The sequence below is a fragment of the Pseudoroseicyclus tamaricis genome, assembly GCF_012070395.1.
Lineage (GTDB): Bacteria > Pseudomonadota > Alphaproteobacteria > Rhodobacterales > Rhodobacteraceae > Pseudoroseicyclus_A > Pseudoroseicyclus_A tamaricis.
The window spans coordinates 125,530-146,972 of sequence record NZ_JAAFYS010000001.1; the positions used below are offsets into that span (position 1 = coordinate 125,530).

Consider the following 21,443-nt stretch of genomic DNA (forward strand, 5'->3'; position numbering starts at 1 on the left):
ACGGGGCCCCGAGGGGCCGCGCCGCGTCGCAGAGGCTGGGGAAACGTCGCCGGCCAAAGCGCCATCGCTGACCGGCCCCGCCGAGAGCCGCCAGAGACACGTAACTTTCGATACCCGCGGGGCGCGATCCCGCGGCCCGTCGAGCATGACCCCGCCTTCGGGCGCCTCCTGGGAGGGACCACGTGAGTGACATTCTGCGGCCCGTCTACGCGGGCGAGACCGACCTCAATCTCCCCGCCGACGCCGCGCCGGCGCTGCCCGAGATGCCGCACCGGCTGTACCACGGGGTCTTCAAGCGTGCGCTCGACATCCTGCTCTGCCTCGTGGCGCTGCCGCCGGTGCTGCTGGTTGTCGGCCTGCTGGCCCTGATGATCCGCCGCGACGGCGGGCCGGCCTTCTACCTCCAGCCCCGGCTGGGGCGGGGCGGCACGGTCTTCCACATGATCAAGCTGCGCTCCATGGCGACCGACGCCGATGCCCAGCTCGCCGGCCTCCTCTCCCGCTCCGCCGCCGCGCGCGCCGAGTGGGAGGAGCGGCAGAAGCTCACCGACGATCCGCGCATCACCGCCGTGGGGCGCCTCATCCGCAAGACCTCCCTCGACGAGCTGCCGCAGCTCTTCAACGTGCTGAAGGGCGACATGTCGCTCGTCGGGCCTCGCCCCATGCTGCCCGCCCAGAAGGATCTCTACCCGGGGCAGGAGTACTTCCAGATGCGGCCGGGGATCACCGGGTTCTGGCAGATCTCCGTGCGCAACGACTCCAGCTTCCGCGAGCGGGCGCACTGGGACGGCGCCTACTTTCGCCGTGTCTCCCTCGTGACCGATCTCTGGGTGATGCTGCGCACCGTGCGCGTGGTCATGACGGGCACCGGCTGCTGAGCGCCGGCGGCCACGCCCTGCAAGGAGATGTCACCGCGGGGTCGCCGCGGTGTCACCATTTCCGCCCGGGCATGCTAGGAGCATCGCACCGAAGATGAGTGCCAAGGCCGGAACATATGCACGCGACGGGGGGCGCGGCTGATGCCGAACGCCCTCGCCCAGCTTGCGCTGCTCGCGTGGCCTGTCGCCTCCTTCCTGCTCTTCCGCAAGCTGCCGGCGGGGCGGGCTCTGATCGCCTCGCTGCTGATCGCCTACCTCCTCCTGCCGCCGCAGCCGGCGGGGGTGGACCTGCCGCTGCTGCCGCCGCTGACGAAGAACACGATCCCCTCGCTCGTCGCCTTTCTCCTCGTCCTGTCCATGCACCGCGTCGGCCTGCAGATCCTGCCGTCGAGCCTCGCCGGCCGCGTCCTCGTCGGCGCCTTCGTCTTCTCGCCGCTGGCGACGACGGTCACGAACCTCGAATGGGTGATCTGGGGGCCGGTGGTGCTGCCGGGGCTGGGCCTGCGCGATGCGCTCGCCTCCACCGTGCAGCAGCTGCTGATCCTGCTGCCCTTCCTGCTCGCCCGCGCCCTCCTCAGCCAGCCGGAGGACCAGCGGGACCTGCTGAAGGCGCTCGTCATCGCCGGGCTCGCCTACTCGCTGCCGATGCTGCTGGAGGTGCGCCTGTCGCCGCAGCTGAACATCTGGGTCTACGGCTTCTTCCAGCATTCCTTCGAGCAGATGATGCGGGGGGAGGGCTTCCGCCCCATCGTCTTCCTCTACCACGGGCTCTGGGCGGCCTTCTTCTGCATGACCTGCGTCGTCGCCGCCCTGACGCTGGCGAAGGAGGCGGAGGGGCAGGGCCGGGCCGTCTACCTCGGCGCGGCGCTCTACCTCTTCGCGGTGCTCGTCGCCTGCAAGTCGCTGGCCTCGCTCGTCTATGGCGTCCTCGCGGCGCCGCTCATCCTGCTCCTGCGGCCGCTCTGGCAGATCAACATCGCCGCGCTGCTCGCCTGCCTCGCGCTGCTCTACCCTGTCGCCAAGGGGCTGGATCTGGTGCCGCAGGAGGAGATCCTCGCCGCCGCCTCCTCCGCCAGCCATGACAGGGCGGCGAGCCTGAACTACCGCTTCGTCAACGAGGACATGATCCTGCAGCGGGCGGAGCAGAAGCCGCTCTTCGGCTGGGGCGGCTGGGGCCGCAACCTCGTGCGCGATCCCGATACCGGCGTGCAGCTCTCGGTGCCCGACGGGCAGTGGATCGTCACCCTCTCCACCTTCGGCTGGGTTGGCTTCCTCGCCGAGTTCGGGCTGCTGGTGCTGCCGGTCTTCATGCTCTGGCGCAAACGCATGGCCTCCGGCCCCGGCGCCGTGGCCACCATCGTCGGGCCGATCCTGCTGCTGCACGGCATCAACCTCGCCGACCTGATCCCCAACGCCACGCTCACCCCCGTCACCTGGCTGGTCGCCGGCGGGATGCTCGGCTATGCCGAGGGCTTCGTGCCCCAGCATCGGCCGGCCCCGGCGCCGCTGAAGACCGTCTTGTGAGGCTCTTCCCATGACACGACGCATCCTGCTCATCGCCGAGGCGGCCAATCCCGGATGGGTCTCCGTGCCCCTCGTCGGCTGGTCGCTGGCCGCCGCGCTGCGGGAGAGGGAGGATGCCCATCTCGTCACCCAGATCCGCAACCGCGACGCGGTGCTGCGCGCCGGCCTGCGGGAGGGCGAGGACGTCACCTTCATCGACAGCGAGGCGCTGATGCGCCCGGCGTGGAAGCTGGGGGAGAAGGTCGGCGGCAGCAACGGCAAGGGGTTCACGGCCCTGCAGGCGGTGAGCGCGCTGGCCTATCCCTATTTCGAGCGGCTGGTCTGGCAGGCCTTCGAGCAGCGCCTGCGGGGCGGCGAGTTCGCCCTCGTCCACCGCGTCACTCCCCTCTCCCCGGCGGTGCCCAGCCTCCTCGCCCGAAGGCTCGAGCGGATCGGGGTGCCCTTCGTCCTCGGCCCGATCAATGGCGGCGTCCCCTGGCCGAAGGGTTACGAGGCGGAGCGGCGGGCGGAGCGCGAGTGGCTGGCCCCCCTGCGCCCGCTGCACCGGCTCCTGCCCGGGCACCGCGCCACCTATGCCAGCGCCGCCGCCGTTCTCGCCGGCTCTCGCGTCGCTGCCGCCGGTGTCCCCGCGCCGGCGCGGGAGAGGACGATCTGGCTCCCCGAGAACGCCGTCGATCCCTCGCGTTTTCCGCCGAAGCCGCCGCGGGCCCCGGGCCCGCTGCGGGCGGTCTTCATCGGCCGGCTGGTGGCCTGCAAGGGCATGGAGATGGGCATCGCCGCGGCGGCGCCGCTGATCCGCGAGGGTCGGATGACGCTCGACATCATCGGCGACGGCCCGCTGCGCGCCGCGCTGGAGGAGGAGGCCGCCCGCCATGGCGCCAGCGACGGCATCACCTTCCACGGCTGGATGCCGCATGCCGAGGTCGCCGCCACCGCCGGCCGCGCCGATGCGCTCCTCTTCCCCTCCATCCGCGAGTTCGGCGGCGGCGTCGTGCTGGAGGCGATGGCCATGGGCCTCGCCCCGCTGGTGGTGGATTATGCCGGCCCGGCGGAGCTCGTGACCGAGGAGACCGGGTACAAGGTGCCCATCACGCCCCGAGAGACGCTGATCCCCGCCCTGCGCGCCGAGCTGACGCGGATGGTGGAGGCCCCGGCAGAGGTGGCGGAGAAGGGCCGCCGCGCCCGGGCCTGCGTCGAGGAGCACTACACATGGGCCGCCAAGGCCGCCTTCGTCTCCTCCGTCTACGACTGGGCGCTGGGCGAACGCGCCCGGCCCCCCGCCTTCACCCCGGCCGCGGAGCCTCGCGATGCGGCCTGAGCGCGTCCTCGCCCTCCTCCTTGCCCTCGCGCTCCTCGCCCTGCCGCTTCGCGCGCAGGAGGCGCCGGAGCAGCCGGTGCTCGGCATGGGGCTGAACGGCATCGCCGACTGGTCGACGGAGCTGCCCTTCATCGACCAGATGAAGAGCGCCCGCCCCTGGATCGGCCACCTGCCCGGCCAGTGGGGCGGCATGAGCTTCGACGAGCTGCGCGCCGGCGGCTACCTCACGCCCGAGGGCTGGCCCGCGCAGATCCCCGAGGGCATCGAGAAGCTGGAGACCTTCGTCCTGACCGACCTGCCGGTGGAGACGCGCGTCGCTGCCGGCATCTACCTGGTGGAGTGGGAGGGCGAGGGCCGCCTGCAGATCGGCGGCTCCGCCCGCGACGTGCGCGTCGGCGTCAACACCGCCCGCTTCCGCTTCGCGCCTGGCGAGGGGCCGGTCGGCATCGCGATCACCGAGACGGACCCGGCCGACCCGATCCGCGACATCTCCGTCGTCCGCGAGGATCTGCAGCCGCTCCACGAGCTGGGCCTGATCTATGACCCGGATTTCGTCGCCCTCGTCGGCCAGTTCCGTGTCCTCCGGTTCATGGACTGGATGAAGACCAACGGCTCCACCCAGCAGCAGGTGGCGGATCGCCCCCGCCTCTCCGATTTCTCCTGGGCCTGGCGCGGCATCCCGGCGGAGGCGATCGTGACGCTCGGCAACGCCGCCGGCACCGACATCTGGGTGACCATGCCGCACCTCGCCAGCGACGACTACGTCGCCCTCTTCGCATCTTATGTCGAAGAGGCGCTGGACCCGCGGCTCAAGGTCTATGCCGAGTATTCCAACGAGCTGTGGAATTTCATCTTCCCGCAGACGCAATGGGCGCAGGCGCAGGCGGCGGAGCGCTGGGGCGAGGCGGCGGGCGACGGCTGGATGCAGGTCGCCGGCCTCCGCGCCGCCGAGGTGGCCGGCATCTGGGCGAAGGCCTTCGTGGAGAGCCCGGATCGCCTCGTCCGCGTCGTCGCCGTCCACACCGGCTGGCCGGGGCTCGAGGCGGCGCTGCTGGAGGCCCCCCTCGCCGTCGCCGACGGCGCCGCGCCCCCGCACGAGAGCTTCGACGCCTACGCCGTCACCGGCTACTTCGGCCATGACATCGGCAGCGAGGAGAGGGCGGAGGAGGTGCGCAGCTGGGCGACAGCCACCGACGGCTTCGCCCGCGCCGCCGCCGCGCTCCGCGCCGGCTCCTTCGCCGGACTGCTGGAGGAGCTCTGGCCCTACCATGCCGCCAGGGCCGCCGAGTACGGGCTGGAGCTGGTGGCCTACGAGGGCGGCACGCATGTCGCGGCGCAGGGGGCGCTGCTGGAGGACGAGGCCGTCACCGACTTCTTCACCGCCTTCAACTACTCGCCCGAGATGGCGGGCCTCTACGAGGAGATGTTCGCCGCCTGGGCCGCGCTCGGCGCCGGCCCCTTCCTGCACTTCGTCGACGTGGCCCCGCCCAGCAAGTGGGGCTCCTGGGGCGCGCTGCGCTGGCGGGGCGACGACAATCCCCGCTGGCAGGCGCTGCGCGCCGTCAACGCCTCCGGCACCGGCGCCCCCCGCCCCGCCGGCACCTTCGCTGCCGGCCGCTACCTCGTCGGCACCGCCGCCGGCGAGCGGCTGGAGGGGTCGGGGGAGGAGGACGTGCTGGTCGGCCGGGAGGGCGACGACCTGCTCGTGCCCGGCGGCGCCCCGGCTTCGGGGCAGGACGCCGTGCATGGCGGCCCGGGTGACGACGTGCTCCTGCTGCCCGGCGGGCCGGAGGACTGGGCGCAGGACGGGGCGGAGGGCCTCGTCATCCTCACTTCGCCGGCGCATGGCACCATCCGCGCCGCCGCCATCGAGCGGCTGCGCTTCGCGGAGGGCGGCGAGCGCGCGATCCCCCCGTAAGAGCCCAATTCCGGCCGCGTTTCGCGGCTTTCTCGCGCGAGTACCGCGCCGGGCGACGCGCCCGGCCGGGCGCACCCCGGCCCCCGCAGGTTCGAAAGAGGCATGGACGGCATCAGCATCATCATCCCGGCGAACAACGAGGCGGGCCGCATCGGCCCCTGCCTCGCCGCGCTCGCCGCGTCGGCGCCCGTCGCCGGCGCCGTGGAGATCATCGTCTCCGCCAATGCCTGCCGCGACGCGACCGTGGCGGAGGCAGAGGCCGCCCGCCCCGCCATCGAGGCCCGGGGCTGGCGGCTGGCGCTCATCGACCGGGCGGAGCCCGGCAAGCCCGGCGCGCTCAACGCCGGCGACGCCGCCGCGCGCCTGCCTGCCCGGCTCTACCTCGATGCCGACGTCACCGTCTCGCCGCCGCTCCTCGCCCGCATAACGGCCCTCCTCTCGCGCCCCGAGCCCGCCTACGCCTCCGGCCGGCTGCAGATGGAGGCCGGCGGCCCCGTCCCCCGCGCCTATGCCCGCACCTGGGCCCGGGTGCCCTTCATGGCCCGCGGTGTGCCGGGCGCCGGCCTCTTCGCCGTCAATGCCGCCGGCCGCGCCCGCTGGGGCACCTGGCCGGAGATCATCGCCGACGACATCTTCGCGCGCCTCCAGTTCGCCCCCGCTGAGCGCCACCTCGCCGACGCCCCCTATCGCTGGCCGCTGGCGCCAGACTGGCGCAGCCTCGTCCGGGTCCGTCGCCGGCAGGATGCCGGGGTGCGCGAGATCGCCGCCCGCTACCCCGAGCTGGCGGCCAACGAGGACAAGCTCCCCCTCGGCCTCGCCGCGGCCCTCCGCCTCGCCGCCCGCGACCCGCTGTCGATGGGCGTCTATTCCGCCGTCGCCCTCGCCACCCGCACCCGCCCCTCCACCGGCTGGACCCGCAGCCGATGAGCCCTCTCACGCTCTCCCCCCTCCGGCGTCCGGATCGCCCCTCCACGCCCGCCACCCGCCCGCCTCGTCTTTGGTCCAAAAAATCCTCGGGGGGGCTGCCAACGGCAGCGGGGGGCAGACAGCCCCCCTCCGCCGCCTCCCGCCCCGCGCTGCCGCCTGCCCAAACGAGCTTCCCCGCATGACCGCCTTCGTCCGCCTCTTCCGTGGCACCTCGCTGATGCAGCGGGCCGCGCGCACCTCGGTGCAGACGCTCTTCGCCTATGCCGGCGGGCAGGGGCTGCGGCTGGCGTCGAACCTGATCCTCACGCGCCTGCTCTTCCCCGAGGCCTTCGGCGTCATGGCGATGGTCACCGTCATCGTCTCCGGCCTGCTGCAATTCTCCGATCTCGGCTCCGGCCCCGCGATCATGCAGTCCAAGCGTGGCGACGACCCCGACTTCCTCGACACGGCCTGGACGATCCACATCGGCCGCGGTGTCCTGCTCTGGCTCGCCGCCTGCGGGCTGGCCTGGCCGGCGGCGCTCTATTTCGGCGAGCCGGATCTCGCCAAATACCTGCCCGTCGCCGCGATGTCGCTGATCCTCGCCGGCTTCAACCCGACGCGGATGGAGCAGGCGGGGCGGCACATGCAGGTGGGCCGGGTCATGGCGATCGAGCTCGGCGCGCAGACGACGGGGATCGTCGTCGCCGTCGGGCTCGCCGCGCTCACCGGCTCCGTCTGGTCGCTCGTCGCCTCCAACCTCGTCGCGGCGCTCGCGATGCTCTGCGGGCTGACCTTCTTCCTGCCCGGCCACCGCAACCGCCTGAGGCTGGACAGGACGGCGACGGCGGAGCTCGTCCATTTCGGCAAGTGGATCTTCCTGTCCACCGTCGCCGGCTTCGCCGTGCACCAGGCCGACAAGCTGGTGCTGGGCAAGGGGCTCTCGACCCATGACTTCGGCCTCTACAACATCGGCTACTTCCTCGCCTCCTTCCCGCTGCTGCTGGCCTCCACCGTCGCGCGGCGCATCATGATCCCCCTCTACCGCGACAGCCCGCCCGCCGCCTCGGCGGAGAACTTCGCTCGCATCGCCCGCGCCCGCTTCGCGCTGACCGGCGCGATGGCCGGCGCGTCGCTGTTGCTGGCCGCCATCGCGCCGCCGCTGGTGACGCTGCTCTACGACGTGCGCTACGCCTCGGCGGGGGATGTCACGGCGCTGATGGCGGTGATGCAGGTGCCGGCGATCATCGTCATCACCTACGATCAGGCGGCGCTGGCGGGGGGCGACTCGCGCCGCTTCTTCGTGCTCACCGCCGCCCGCGCCGCTTTGATGATCGCGGGCCTCTCGCTCGGCTTCGCCGCCGGCGGGCTCTTCGGGGCGCTGGTCGGCTTCGGCCTTGCCCACCTCGCGGCATGGCCGGTGGTGGCGTGGCTCGCGCGCGCGCATGGCGCGTGGGACGCGCGCCACGACCTTCTCGGCCTTGCCTGCTGGTTGATCGCGGGTGCCGCAATTCTCATCTGGCGCTGGCCACAGATCGGTGAATTGCGCGTCCTCGCGCCTTGATCGGAAATTATGTCAAATCTGTCCCAAATTCGCCCCATTGCACTGGCAGACATGGGGGAGGGAAAGGGTTGCTGCTGCCATGACTGAGTCCCAACCAAGCGATATTGCCATCGTCGGCATGGCTGCGCGCCTGCCCGGCGCCGCGACGCTGGGCGAGTTCTGGGCCAACCTCTCCGCCGGCCTCTCCTCCATCCGCCGCTTCTCCGAGGCCGAGCTTCTGGCCGCCGGCGAGCGGCCGGAGATGATCGCGCGGCCCGATTACGTGCCCTTCGGCGCCCCGCTCGAGGGGTTCGACCAGTTCGACGCGGAGTTCTTCGGCCTCTCCCCCAAGGAGGCCGCGGTGATGGACCCGCAGCACCGCCTCTTCCTAGAAGTGGCGTGGGAGGCGCTGGAGACGGCCGGCCACCCGCCCGAGGGGCTGGGGCCCGTCGGTGTCTTCGCCGGCTCCGGCCAGCCGAGCTATTATTGGGAGAATGTGCTCACCAACGCCGCGCTCGCGCGCGAGACGGGGAGGTTCCTTCTCCGCCACACGGGCAACGACAAGGATTTCCTCTCCACCCGCCTCTCCCATGTGCTCGATCTCAAGGGGCCGAGCGTCAACCTGCAGACGGCCTGCTCCACCTCGCTCGTCGCGACGCATTACGCGTCGCAGGCGCTGCTCCTCGGCGAGTGCGACCTGGCGCTGGCCGGCGGCGTGACGGTCGAGCTGCCGCAGGGGCGGGGCTACATCTACCGCGAGGGGGAGGTGCTCTCCCCCGACGGCGCCTGCCATGCCTTCGACCACCGGGCGCAGGGCACCGTCTTCGGCTCCGGCGCCGCCGTCCTCGCGCTGCGCCGGCGGGAGGACGCGCTGGCGGACGGGGATACCATCTGGGCCGTCATCAAGGGCAGCGCCATCAACAACGACGGCGCCGCCAAGGCCGGCTACCTCGCGCCCAGCGTCGAGGGGCAGGCCGCCGTGGTGCGCGAGGCGCAGGCCATGGCCGGCGTGCGGCCGGAGAGCATCGGCTATGTCGAGTGCCACGGCACCGGCACCTATCTCGGCGATCCGATCGAGGTCGCCGGGCTGGCGGAGGCTTTCGGCCCTACCGGCGGCACCACGCTGCTCGGCTCGCTGAAGACGAACATCGGCCATCTCGATACCGCCGCCGGCGCCGCCAGCCTCATCAAGACGGCGCTGGCGCTGCACCAGCACCAGATCCCGCCGTCGCTCGGCTACGAGGCGCCCAACCCGGCCATCGGCTTCGAGGGCACGCCCTTCCGCGTCGCCGACCGCCTGAGCGACTGGCCGCAGACGGGCGGGCCGCACCGCGCCGGGGTCACCTCGCTCGGCGTCGGCGGCACCAATGCCCATCTCGTGCTGGAGGAGGCCCCGGCCGTCGCCGAGGGGGGGGAGACCGGCTGGCCCTTCCTGCCGCTCGTCCTCTCCGCCCGCTCGAATGCCGCGCTCGATGACGCCTCCGCCCGCCTCGCCGCGCATCTGCGCGCGGCGCCGCACCAGTCCCTGGCAGACATCGCCTTCACCCTGAAGGAGGGCCGCCGCGCCTTCGAGAAGCGCCGTGTCGTCGTGGCGGGGAGCCACGAGGAGGCGGCGGCGCTGCTGGAGGCGGGGGACCGCGCCCGCGTCTATACCCACACCGCCGTGCCGGGCGCCGCGAAGCCCGTCTTCATGTTCCCCGGCGGCGGCTCGCAGAGTGTGGCCATGGGCCGCGACCTCTACGAGACGGAGCCGGTCTTCGCCGACTGGATGGATCGCGGCCTCGCCCTGATCGAGCGGGACGAGCCCCGCATCCGCGAGATCTGGCTGGGCACGCACCCCGAGGCGCAGAGCCTTCTGCGCAAGCCCTCCCTGCAGCTGCCGCTGATCTTCACCACCGAGATCGCGCTGGCGCGGCTCTGGATGGGCTGGGGCGTGACGCCCGACGCGCTCATCGGCCATTCCGTAGGCGAGAACGTCGCCGCCTGCCTCGCCGGCGTCTTCTCCTACGAGGATGCTCACGGCCTCGTCTCCCTCCGCGGGCGGCTGATGGATGGCGTGGCGCCGGGGGGCATGCTCTCCGTCAACCTGCCCGCCGAGGCGCTGGGGGAGATGCTGGGCGGCGAGCTCGACATCGCCGCCATCAACGGCGCCGACCTCACCGTCGCCTCCGGCCCCGCCGCCGCGCTGGCGAAGCTGGAGGCGCGGCTCTCCGCCCGGGGCGTCGAGTACCGCCGGATCGGCATCGACATTGCCGCGCACAGCCGGCTGCTTGAACCGGTGCTGGGCGACTTCCGCGCCTACCTCGCCTCGATAGAGCTGAACGCGCCGCAGATCCCCGTCATCTCCAACCGCACCGCCCTCCCCCTGACGGAGGAGGAGGCGCAGAGCCCCGACTACTGGGTCTCTCACCTGCGCGAGGCGGTGCGCTTCCATGACGGGTTGAGCCACCTGGGGGAGGATCCCTCCCACATCTTCATCCAGGTCGGGCCGGGGCGGGGGATCGCCCAGCTCGCCGGGCAGCATCGCGGCATCGGCGCGGGCCGCGTCACCGGTACCCTGCCGGAGGCGGAGGGGCCGGAGGATCGGCACTTTCTCACCATGCTCGCCCGCGTCTGGGCGATGGGCGGAGAGATCGACTGGCAGCAGGTCTGGGGGGACGAGCCCCGCCGCCGCCTGCCGCTGCCGACCTATCCCTGGCAGCACCAGCGCTACTTCATCGAGCCGGGCCAGAGGGCGGACGAGACGCCCGCCCTGCCGATGCGCGAGGCCGAGACGGCCAAGTGGGGCTGGCAGCCCGCGTGGCGCCCCGACTACGCCCCCTGCGAGGCGGACCTGTCGGATCTCTCCACCCTGCTGCCCACCCGCTTCCTGCTCTTCGCCGACGAGGCGGGGCTGGCCGAGGGGCTGGCGGCGCGGCTGCGCGCCGGGGGCCACCCCACCTGCCTCGTCCATCCCGGCGACGCCTTCGCAGAGCGGGAGGATGGCGACTTCACCCTCGCCCCCGAGCGGGGACGGGAGGGGTACGACGCGCTCCTCGCCCGCCTCGCCGAGCGCGGCGAGCGGCCCGAGCGGATCGGGCACTTCTGGCTGGTGACGGAGGGCGAGCGCTTCCGCCCCGGCTCCTCCTTCTTCCACCGCGTGCAGGAGCAGGGCTTCTGGAGCCTCTTCCACCTCGCCCAGGCGCTGGCGGAGGAGGGGAGCGAGGCCCACCTGATGACCTTCACCACCGGCGCCGCCGCCGCGCCGGGGGAGAGTGTCGCCCAGCCCGCCAAGGCCACAGTATTCGGCCCCGCCCGTGTCATCCCGCGCGAGATGGCGGTGACCTCCGCCACCGTCGATCTGGCGCTGCCCCGCCGCAAGGCCGACCGCCCGGCGCTGGAGGCGCGGCTGCTCGAAGAGCTCTTCGCCGAGCCGCAGAGTGCCGAGGCCGTGCTGCGCGGCGAGCGCCGCTGGCGGCGCGCCTGGCGCCCGGCGCCGCTCGGCGAGGCGGCGGAGCTGCCTCGGGGCGCCCACGTCCTCGTCACCGGCGGGCTCGGCGGCATGGGGCTGACGCTGGCGGAGGCGATGATGCGCCGCCACGGCGCCCGCGTGACGCTGATTTCCCGAAGCGCGCTGCCCGACCGGGCGGAGTGGCCGGCGATCCTGCGCAATGCTTCCCCGACCGACCGGCTCGCCCGCCGCCTGCGCCGCATCGAGGCGCTGGAGGCGCTGGGCGAGGTGGCCCACATCGCCGCCGACGTCGCCAATCTGGAGGACATGCGCGCCGCCCGGGCGGAGGCAGAGGGCCGCTTCGGCCCCGTCACCACCGTGCTCCACGCCGCCGGCGTCATGGACGACGCGCCCATCGCCGCCAAGTCCCCCTTGGCGGTGGAGGAGGTGCTGGCGCCCAAGCTGCACGGCGCCGACGTGCTCCGCGCGCTCTTCAAGCCCGGAGAGCTGGGCCGGCTGATCCTCTGCGCCTCCACCTCCGCTGCCATCGGGCCGGCGGGGCAGGCGGATTACGCCGCCGCCAACGCCTATCTCGACGCGCTCGCCGCCTCCGGCGCCTTCGGGGCGACCAAGGTGACGGCCATCGACTGGGGCATCTGGCAGGGCACAGGCATGGCGGCCGAGAGCATGGCCGCCCGCACGCCCGCCCCGGCGCCCGAGGCGCCGGCGGGCCAGCCGCTCCTGACCACCGCCACCTTCGATGCCGCCGGCCACCGCCGCTTCACCGGTGCCTGGACGGCCCGCCACTGGGCGCTGGGCGAGCACCGCACCGCCACCGGCGAGGCGCTCCTGCCCGGCACCGGCTACCTGGAGCTGGCGGCGGAGGCGCTGGCGGCGCAGGGCGAGCACGGGCCCTACGAGCTGGCGGATCTCACCTTCCTCGCCCCCCTCCGCGTGCCGGACGAGGGCGAGACGCGCGTCGCCGTCACGCTGCGCCGCTCCGATGCCGGCTATGCCTTCGCCGTCGAGAGCGCGCTGCCGGGCGGCGGCTTCGCGCCCAATGCCGAGGGCGAGATCGCCCTGCTGCCCATGAGCGCGCCGCCGCCGCTCGACATCCCCGCGCTGGAGGCCGCCCTGCCGGCGCCGGAGCGGGCGCCCGTCGGCAGCCACCTGCCCTCCCCGCAGGCCGCCAACCTCCGCTTCGGCCCCCGCTGGGATGCGGTGACGGAGCGGCGGATGGGGCAGGGCGAGGGCCTCGCCCGCCTGCGCCTGCCCCCCGCCGCCCGCGCCGACAGCGCCTATGCCCTGCATCCAGCGCTGATGGACATGGCCACCGGCTGGGCGGTGGACCTCGCCCCCGGCTTCGACGGCTCGGCGCTCTGGGTGCCCGTCTCCTACGACAGCGTCCGCGTCCACGACCCCCTGCCGGCGGAGCTCGTCTCCCATGTCCGCCTCGCGGCCGGCGGAGACGACTCCGCCCGCTTCGACATCACCCTCGCCGCGCCCGACGGCGCCGTGGCGGTGGAGATCGAAGGTTTCTCCATGCGCCGCCTCGCCGGCGGCTTCCGCTTCCCCGCCCCGGTGCCGGAGACGAGCGCCGGCCCCGCCCCGCTCTCGCCGGGGGAGGAGCGGCTGCGCCACATGCTCTCCCAGGGCATCCGGCCGGAGGAGGGGGCGGAGCTGTTCTTCCGCGCCCTCGGCACCGGCGCGCCGCAGATCGCCGTCTCCTCCATGCCGCTGCCCGCGCTCATCGCGGCGGCGGCGCGTCAGGAGGCGCCCGAGGCGTCGCAGGCCTTCGCCCGGCCCTCGCTGGAGAGTGACTTCGCCGCCCCCGAGACGGAGGTGGAGAAGCGCCTCGCCGCCATGTGGCGCGAGCTGCTGGGCATCGAGGAGGTGGGCGTCGACGACGGCTTCTTCGATCTCGGCGGCCACTCGCTGATCGCCGTCCGCCTCTTCGCGCAGATCCGCAAGGCCTTCGCGGTGGACATGGCCATGTCCGTCCTCTTCGAGGCGCCGACGATCCGCGGCCTCTCTGCCCTCATCGAGGCGAAGACCGGCCCCGCGCCGGCCGAGGCGGCGGAGGAGGAGGCGCCAAAGCCCCGCCGCCGCTTCACCCATATCGTGCCGATGCACGAGGGCGAGGGCGGGGCGAAGACGCCGTTCTTCCTCGTCGCCGGCATGTTCGGCAACGTGCTGAACCTGCGCCACCTCGCGCAGCTCCTCGGCGCCGACCGGCCCTTCTATGGGCTGCAGGCGAAGGGCCTGATGGGCGACGATGCGCCGCACGAGACGATCGGCGAGGCCGCCACGGCGATGATCGCGGAGATGCGCGCCCTGCAGCCGCGGGGGCCCTACATGGTCGGCGGCTTCTCCGGCGGCGGGCTGACGGCCTACGAGATCGCCCAGCAGCTCACCGCGGCGGGGGAGGAGGTCTCGTCCCTCGTCCTCCTCGACACGCCGCTGCCGCAGCGCACGCCGCTCACCCGGCGCGACCGCGCCATGATCCAGTGGCTGGAGCTGAAGGGGCAGGGGCCGCTCTACCCCGTCCGCTGGGCCTCCCGCCGCGTGGCGTGGGAATTCGAGAAGCGCCGCCCGCGCGAGGACAATGGCCAGGGCTTCCACAACGCCGCCATCGAGGCCGCCTTCCTGCGCGCCGCCGCCGCCTGGCGGCCGGCCCCGTGGGAGGGGCCGATGGCGCTCTTCCGCCCCGCGCTCACCGGCAAGTGGCAGGTCGCCCCCGGCCGCCTCGTCAGCCACGAGCGCGCCTACGTGACAGAAGACAACGGCTGGCGCCCCATGGTGCCGCGACTGGAGGTGTTCGAAGTGCCCGGTGACCACGATTCGATGGTGCTCGAACCCAACGTGCGCGTCCTCGCCGCCCGCATGGCGCGCGTCGTCGCTGCCGCCGAGCAGCCCGCCCGGGCCCGCCGGCGCGCCTGGCCCGTCGGAGAGGCAGCGGAATGAGCCCGTTCATCCACGTCCTCATCCTCAACTGGCGCAGCCCGGAGATGACGCTCCGCGCGATGGAGGCGACGCTGGCCGAGATGGAGGGGCTCGACGGCTTCGTCACCCTCCTCGACAACGACAGCCAGGATGGCTCCTTCGAGCGGCTGCTGACGGCCACCTTCGATTTGCCGCGCGTGCGCGTCGTGCAGACGGGGCACAACGGCGGCTTCGGCGCCGGCAACAACCACGGCATCCTGACGCCGCTCCCCAGCCGGCCGAAGGTGGATTACTGGTACATCCAGAACTCCGACAGCTTCCCGAAGCCCGGCGCCATCCGCACGCTGGTGAAGTATCTCGAGGCGCAGCCGCGCGTCGGCATCGCCGGGTCGCAGCTGGTGGACGAGGAGGGGGTGCCCCAGCAGACGCAGTTCCGCTTCCCCTCCATCCTCTCCGAGTTGGAGGGCGCCGCCCGCACCGGGCCGATCAGCCGGCTCCTCAGCCGTCACGCCGTGCCCTTCCCGCTTCTCAGGGAAGACCAGCCGGTCGACTGGCTCGCCGGCGCCTCGATGCTGATCCGCGCCAGCCTGCTGGAGAGCATCGGTCTCTTCGACGAGCGCTTCTTCCTCTATTTCGAGGAGACGGACCTTTGCCGCCGCGCCCGCCTCGCCGGGTTCGAGACGCATTTCGTCAAGGCCTCCGTGGTCACCCACGGCGGCTCCGTCTCCACCGGCATGCAGGAATGGACGCGGGTGCCGGAGTACTGGTTCGATTCCCGCCTGCACTACTTCGCCAAAAACCACGGGCCGCTCTACGCCGCCGGCGCCACGGCGGCGCATGTGGCGGGCGGGCTGATCCACCGGCTGCGCTGCCTCGTCACCGGCAAGGCCCCGGCCGATCCGCCGGGCTTCTTACGCCACCTGATCCGCCACGACCTGTCCGCCCTGCTCCCCGCCGCCGCCAGAGAGAGACGCAATGCCAAGAACGTTCCTGCTCATCGGTGACGCCGCCCTGACGGCGGAATGCGCGCGCGAGATCACGGCGGCCGGCCACGCGCTCACTGCCGTCGTGACCACCCATGCCGCCCTCGCCGAGTGGGCGGCGGAGGCCGGCGTGCCGGTCGTGGCGCCCGGTCCCGGGCTCGCGGAGCGGCTGGCGGGGCGGGAGGCCGACTGGCTCCTCTCCGCCGCCAACCTGCGGGTTCTGCCGGCGGAGGTGCTGGCGCTCGGGCGCGAGGGGGCGGTCAACTTCCATGACGGCCCGCTGCCGGAGCGGGCGGGGCTCAACGCGCCGGCCTGGGGAATCATCGAGGGGGACGAGCGGCACGGCATCACCTGGCACCTCATCGAGGGCGGGGTGGACGAAGGCGCCGTGCTGGTGGAGCGCCGCTTCGACATCGCCGCAGACGAAACGGCGCTGACGCTCAACGCCAAGTGCTTCGCCGCGGCGCTGGAGAGCGTGCCGGAGCTGCTGGCGATGCTCGCCGAGGGGCGGCCGGAGGGCCGCGCGCAGGAGCTGCCGCACCGCCGCCACCATGGCCGCGGCGATGCGATCCCCCATTTGGGCCTGCTCGACCTGCGCCGCCCGGCGGCGGAGCTGGTGCGCCTCGTCCGCGGGCTCGACCACGGCGGCTACCCCAACCCCCTCGCCACGCCGAAGCTGACCCTCCCCGAGGGGCGGGCGGAACTGACCGGCGCCGAGACGGCCCCCGGCACAGGCGAGCCGGGCGAGGTCCTCGCCGCCGCCCCCGGCACGCTCACCGTGGCCGCCGGCGATGGCGCCCTCCGCCTCACCGGCCCCTTCGAGCCGCTGCCCGCCGTCGGCACCCGCCTGCCGTTCCCCGGCCCGGAGGATGACGCCCCCGCCCGCGCCGCGAAGGCGGAGCCCCACTGGCTGGCGCGCCTCACCCGCTTCGCCCCCCTGCGCCTTCAGGCGGCGGACGGGCAGGGCGGCGCGCCGCTGAGCGAGAGCGTTCCCGGCGCCACGCCCGCCCTCTTCGCCGCACTCGCCGCCCGCCTCTCCGCCGAGGGCGCCGACCTCGCGCTGGCGCTGCCCTCCGACCACCCGGAGGACCTTTCCCCCTGGGCACCCGTCCGCTTCGACGCCGCCGCGCCCCTCTCCTCCGCCGCCGAGGCGCTGGAGGCGGAGATCGCCGCCGCCCGCGCCCGCGGCCCCTTCGCCGCTGACCTGCCGGCGCGCCACCAGCTCCCCGCCCCGGCGCTGCCCGACTTCGCGCTCTCCGAAGACGGCCCGCTCCCCGGCGCCGCGCTGACGCTCTGCGGCGAGGTCCTTCACGGTGACCCGGCCCGCCTTTCCGCCGACCAGTTCGCCCTGATCGCCGCACGCCTCGCCCACCTCGCCGGGCATGCCACCCCGGACATGCCGGCGGCGGAACAGGACATCCTGCCGGAGGCGGAGCGCACGCTCCTCCTCACCGGCTGGAACGCGACGGAGGCCCCCTTCGACACCGCCCGCGCCCTCCATGCGCAGATTGCCGAGACGGCCCGTGACAGGGCCGGCGAGGTCGCCATCGCCTTCGAGGACCGCGCCGTCACCCACGCCGCGCTCGACGCGCGCGCCAACGCCCTCGCCCATGCCCTCCGCGCCGCCGGTGTCACCCGGGGCACGCTCGTTGGCCTTCACCTCACCCGCTCCGCCGATCTCGTCGCCGGGGCGCTGGCGATCTGGAAGGCCGGCGGCGCCTACGTGCCGCTCGACCCGGCCTATCCCGCCTCCCGCCTCGCGCTCTATGTCGAGGACAGCGGCGCCCCCGTCATCCTCACCGAGCGCGCCCTCGCCGGCGGCCTGCCGGGCGGTGCGACGCTCGTGGTCACCGAGGACGTCCCCTCTGCCGCCGAGACCCCGCCCGAGGGCGGCTGCGCGCCGGAGGATCTGGCCTACCTGATCTACACCTCCGGCTCGACCGGCCGACCCAAGGGGGTGATGCTCACCCACCGCAACGTCTCCAACTTCTTCGCCGGCATGGATGCCCGTGTGCCCCATGCCGCCGGCGACCGCTGGCTCGCCGTCACCTCGCTCTCCTTCGACATCTCGGTGCTGGAGCTGTTCTGGACGCTCGCCCGCGGGCTCACCATCGTGCTCTCCGGCGAGGAGAGCCGGGCGCTGCCCTCCGCCGGCGCGCCTACCGGGCCCGGCATGGGCTTCTCGCTCTATTACTGGGGCAACAGCGAGGGCGGCCAGGCGGAGACCTACCGGCTGCTCCTCGAGGGCGCGAAGTTCGCCGATGCCAACGGCTTCACCGCCGTCTGGACGCCCGAGCGGCACTTCCACGCCTTCGGCGGCCCCTACCCGAACCCCTCCGTCACCGGCGCCGCCGTCGCCGCGGTGACCGAGCGGATCGGCGTGCGCGCCGGCTCCTGCGTGGCGCCGCTCCACCACCCGGCGCGGATCGCCGAGGAATGGGCCGTCATCGACAACCTCACCGGCGGCCGCGCGGGGCTCGCCATCGCCTCCGGCTGGCAGCCCGATGACTTCGTCCTGCGGCCGGAGAACGCCCCGCCCGACAACAAGCGCGCCATGATCGAGACGATCGGCCAGCTCCGCCGTCTCTGGGCCGGGGAGGCCGTCGCCTTCCCCCGCGCCGACGGCGCGTTGCACGAGGTCATCACCCAGCCGCGCCCCGTCTCCTCCGAGCTGCCGCTCTGGGTCACCACCGCCGGCAACCCGGAGACGTGGCGCGAGGCCGGGCGCATGGGCGCAAACGTGCTCACCCACCTCCTCGGCCAGTCCGTGGCGGAGGTGAAGGAGAAGATTGCCCTCTACCACGACGCCCTCCGCGAGGCGGGCCACGACCCGGTGGACTTCACCGTCACGCTGATGCTCCACACCTACCTCGCCGCCACGCGCGAGGCGGCGATGGAGATCGCCCGCGAGCCGATGAAGGAGTACCTCCGCTCCGCCGCCGGGCTCATCAAGGGCTATGCCTGGGCCTTCCCGGCCTTCAAGAAGCCGGCCGGCGCCACCAAGCCCGCCGATCTGGACCTCTCGACCCTCTCGGAGGAGGAGATGGAAGCCGTGCTCGACCACGCCTTCGAGCGGTACTTCACCGAGTCGGGCCTCTTCGGGACCATCGAGGATGCCCGCGCCCGCATCGCCGAGCTCTCCGCCATCGGCGTCGGCGAGATCGCCTGCCTGATCGACTACGGCATCGCCACCGACACGGTGCTCGACGGCTTGCGCCCGTTGGCCGAGGTGGTCGCCACCTCCGCCGCGCCCGAGGCCGGCGATTTCTCCATCGCCGCCCAGATCGCCCGGCACCGCGTCACCCACCTGCAATGCACGCCCTCCATGGCCCGCATGCTGCTGGCCGACGAGGCGAGCCGCGCCGCGCTGGCCCAGGTGCGCACCCTCATGCTCGGCGGGGAGGCGCTGCCGGCGACGCTGATCGAGGAGCTGCGGGGCGTCACCTCCGCACAGATCCTCAACATGTACGGCCCCACGGAGACGACCATCTGGTCGACGACCGCCCCCGCCGACGCCGGCCAGACCATCGCCCATGTCGGCACCCCCATCGCCAACACGCAGGTCTACGTGCTGGACGACGGGATGCGCCCCTGCCCGGTCGGCGTCGCCGGCCAGCTCTGGATCGGGGGCGAGGGCGTGGCGAAGGGCTACTGGCAGCGCGAGGAGCTGACGGCGGAGCGCTTCCGCCCCGATCCGTTCCGGGAGGAGGGGCGCATCTACGACACGGGCGACCTCGCCCGCTGGCGCGCCGATGGCGCGCTCGATTTCCTCGGCCGCGCCGACGGGCAGGTGAAGCTGCGTGGCCATCGGATCGAGACGGGGGAGATCGAGGCAGCGCTGGAGGCGGCCCCGGTCGTCGCCCAGGCCGCCGTCGTGCTGCGCGAAGATGGCGGCGATGCCCGCCTCGTCGCCTATGTCCGCCCCGCCTCCGCCGCCGACGAGCCGGCGCTGAAGGCCCGGCTGGCGGCGGCGCTGCCGGCGCATTTCGTCCCCTCCCGCATCGTCGGGCTCGACAGCTTCCCGCTCACGCCCAACCGCAAGCTCGACCGCAAGGCGCTTCCCGCCCCGGGCGCGCCGCGCGGCGCCGCCGCACAGCCCCGTCCGGCCCTGCCGCAGGGCCTGCCCCCGGCGCCGAAGCGCGTCGCCCCCGCGGCTGCGGCCGGCCACATCACCGCCGCCGAGGCGGAGCGCGGCATCGCCCGCATCTGGGCCGATCTCCTCGGCGTGGCGCCCGACGGCCCGTCGGCGCAGTTCTTCGAGTTGGGCGGCCACTCCATCCTCGCCGTGCAGGCGCACCGGGCGATGAAGGAGCGCTTCGGCTTCGTCCGCCTCTCGGTGACGGATATCTTCCGCTCCCCCCGCCTCGGCGACCTCGCCGCCCGTGTCGCCGCGCTCTCCGGCGAGGCCGGCCCGGCCCCCACCCCCGCCCCGGCCCCCACCCCCGCGCCCGCCGCCACGGCGGAGCCGGCCCCGCCGCCACCGCGCTCCGCGCCCGCGCAGCCGGCCCCCGCCGGCTCCCGCGCCGAGCTCATGGCCCGGCGCCGGCAGATGCGCGCCGAGCGGCTGGGGACGGGCCAATGACCCGCCCCGCCGCCTCTCGCCCCGGCCTTCAGAGGAGGATCTGACGATGTCCGCACTCCTGCGCTTCGGCTTTCGCGTGCTGCGCCGCCATGTCTGGCTGATCCTGCTGGTCCTCCTCCTCGGCCTGCCGGCCTCGCTCTGGTTCGCGCTCAGCCAGGACCGGGCCTACCAGGCCATCGCCGTCATCCAGATCGAGGCGCCGCAGATCAACGACGCCGGCACCGGCGCCACCATCACGGCCGACCGCCAGCTCGAGCTGATCGAGCAGAAGCTGATGAGCCGCGAGTCGCTCCTGTCGATGATCGACGAATACGGCCTCTATGGCCCCGAGGTGCCGCGCGACCAGCAGGTGGCCCTCCTCCGCCAGGACGCGCGGATCGAGAAGATCCTGCCGGCGGAGGCGGCCTTCAACCCCAACGTCCAGCCCTCCGGCCTCAACATCACCGTGCGGATGCCGACGCCGGAGCTCGCCGCGACCATCGCCAATGCCTTCCTCGACCAGATCATCACCGAGGCGGAGGCCCGCAACCTCTCCCGCGCCGCCCGCACGCTGGAGTTCTTCCGCACCGAGGAGGCCCGCGTCGGCGCCGCCATCGAGGCGAAGGAGGCCGAGCTGGCCCGCTTCAAGGAGGCCAATTCCGACAGCCTGCCCGAGGCCATCGAGGCGCAGCGCACCCGCCTCGCCCAGCTGCAGGAGACGCAGCTGGAGCTCGACAGCCAGATCATCGAGCTGCAGACGGGCGCCGACCGCATCCGCGAGGAGGATCTCTCCCGCCAGACCTCGCTGCTGCAGAGCCAGCGGGATCTCGTGGCGGAGACCATCGCCGGGATCGAGGCCGCCCTCGCCGCCGCCCCGGAGGTGGAGCGCCAGCTCCTCGCCATCAACCGTGAGCTGGAGCAGCTGCAGACGGAATACACCGCCGTCACCGCCCGGCGGACGGAGGCGGCGCTGAGCAACGAGATCGAGGCGCAGGACAACGCCTCCCGCTTCGAAGTGCTGGAACGGGCGGAGCCGCCCTTCTACCCGGTGACGGCCAGCCGCAAGAAGCTCGCCATCGCGGGCGGCGCCGGCAGCCTCGTCCTCGCCATCGGCCTCGCCTTCCTCTTGGAGCTGCTCAGCCCGACGCTGCGCACGGCGGAACAGGTGGAGCGGCAGCTGGGCGTGCAGCCGATCGTGGTGATCCCCGTCCTCACCTCCCGCCGCGCCCGCCACCGTCGCTGGGGCACCGGCCTCCTCGCGCTCGGCGGCCTCGCCCTCGCCCTCTGGGCGGCGATCCGCGCCTTCGGCGGCCAGCTCTCCGGCCTCCTGCCCTTCCTCGGCCGCAGCCGCACGAGCTGAGGGCAGGGGCGCCCCCTGTCCTCCCCAGTCTTTGGTCCCAAAAATCCTCGGGGGGCTGCCGCAGGCAGCGGGGGCAGAC

General features: G+C 73.5%; 10 protein-coding genes. All 10 read left to right on the forward strand.

The annotated features are described in order from the left end of the window. Nucleotides 1–182: 182 nt before the first annotated feature. Nucleotides 183–878 carry a sugar transferase gene (locus GY170_RS00585; protein WP_328799876.1) on the forward strand — a complete coding sequence of 232 codons (696 nt, stop codon included), beginning with the start codon at nt 183–185 and terminating at the stop codon, nt 876–878. Between the two features lie 141 nt (nt 879–1,019). Then, complete coding sequence (locus GY170_RS00590) at nt 1,020–2,402, forward strand: hypothetical protein (protein WP_163888990.1); 1,383 nt, start codon at nt 1,020–1,022, stop codon at nt 2,400–2,402. Nucleotides 2,403–2,412: 10 nt separating this feature from the next. Further along, the gene (locus tag GY170_RS00595) at nt 2,413–3,720 is read left to right on the forward strand and encodes a glycosyltransferase family 4 protein (RefSeq protein ID WP_163888992.1); all 1,308 of its coding nucleotides are present in this window, start codon (nt 2,413–2,415) and stop codon (nt 3,718–3,720) included. Further along, nucleotides 3,710–5,638, forward strand: a complete 1,929-nt coding sequence (locus GY170_RS00600) for a hypothetical protein (RefSeq protein ID WP_163888994.1) — start codon at nt 3,710–3,712, stop codon at nt 5,636–5,638. Before GY170_RS00595 ends, GY170_RS00600 begins: the two co-directional genes overlap by 11 nt. A 102-nt stretch (nt 5,639–5,740) precedes the next feature. Continuing rightward, complete coding sequence (locus GY170_RS00605) at nt 5,741–6,565, forward strand: glycosyltransferase family 2 protein (protein ID WP_163888996.1); 825 nt, start codon at nt 5,741–5,743, stop codon at nt 6,563–6,565. 178 nt (nt 6,566–6,743) lie between these two features. Further along, nucleotides 6,744–8,108: an oligosaccharide flippase family protein gene (locus tag GY170_RS00610; protein WP_163888998.1), complete on the forward strand. Its 1,365-nt coding sequence runs from the start codon at nt 6,744–6,746 to the stop codon at nt 8,106–8,108. Nucleotides 8,109–8,187: 79 nt separating this feature from the next. Further along, on the forward strand, nt 8,188–14,481 hold the full coding sequence (locus GY170_RS00615; RefSeq protein ID WP_163889000.1) for a type I polyketide synthase: 6,294 nt from the start codon (nt 8,188–8,190) through the stop codon (nt 14,479–14,481). Beyond that, a complete protein-coding gene (locus GY170_RS00620; RefSeq protein ID WP_163889002.1) occupies nt 14,478–15,464 on the forward strand; it encodes a glycosyltransferase family 2 protein in 987 nt (328 codons plus the stop codon). Before GY170_RS00615 ends, GY170_RS00620 begins: the two co-directional genes overlap by 4 nt. After that, nucleotides 15,436–20,025: a MupA/Atu3671 family FMN-dependent luciferase-like monooxygenase gene (locus tag GY170_RS00625; RefSeq protein WP_163889004.1), complete on the forward strand. Its 4,590-nt coding sequence runs from the start codon at nt 15,436–15,438 to the stop codon at nt 20,023–20,025. The genes GY170_RS00620 and GY170_RS00625 overlap by 29 nt, the downstream gene beginning before the upstream one ends. Before the next feature lie 46 nt (nt 20,026–20,071). Beyond that, nucleotides 20,072–21,364, forward strand: a complete 1,293-nt coding sequence (locus GY170_RS00630) for a Wzz/FepE/Etk N-terminal domain-containing protein (RefSeq protein ID WP_163889006.1) — start codon at nt 20,072–20,074, stop codon at nt 21,362–21,364. The last annotated feature ends 79 nt before the right edge of the window (nt 21,365–21,443 follow it).

Excerpts from the sequence above, each read along its gene's own strand:
- GY170_RS00590 (WP_163888990.1), top strand. The coding sequence starts at position 1,020 with ATGCCGAACGCCCTCGCCCAGCTTGCGCTGCTCGCGTGGCCTGTCGCC.
- GY170_RS00595 (WP_163888992.1), top strand. The coding sequence starts at position 2,413 with ATGACACGACGCATCCTGCTCATCGCCGAGGCGGCCAATCCCGGATGG.
- GY170_RS00600 (WP_163888994.1), top strand. The coding sequence starts at position 3,710 with ATGCGGCCTGAGCGCGTCCTCGCCCTCCTCCTTGCCCTCGCGCTCCTC.
- GY170_RS00605 (WP_163888996.1), top strand. The coding sequence starts at position 5,741 with ATGGACGGCATCAGCATCATCATCCCGGCGAACAACGAGGCGGGCCGC.
- GY170_RS00610 (WP_163888998.1), top strand. The coding sequence starts at position 6,744 with ATGACCGCCTTCGTCCGCCTCTTCCGTGGCACCTCGCTGATGCAGCGG.
- GY170_RS00615 (WP_163889000.1), top strand. The coding sequence starts at position 8,188 with ATGACTGAGTCCCAACCAAGCGATATTGCCATCGTCGGCATGGCTGCG.
- GY170_RS00620 (WP_163889002.1), top strand. The coding sequence starts at position 14,478 with ATGAGCCCGTTCATCCACGTCCTCATCCTCAACTGGCGCAGCCCGGAG.
- GY170_RS00625 (WP_163889004.1), top strand. The coding sequence starts at position 15,436 with ATGCCAAGAACGTTCCTGCTCATCGGTGACGCCGCCCTGACGGCGGAA.
- GY170_RS00630 (WP_163889006.1), top strand. The coding sequence starts at position 20,072 with ATGTCCGCACTCCTGCGCTTCGGCTTTCGCGTGCTGCGCCGCCATGTC.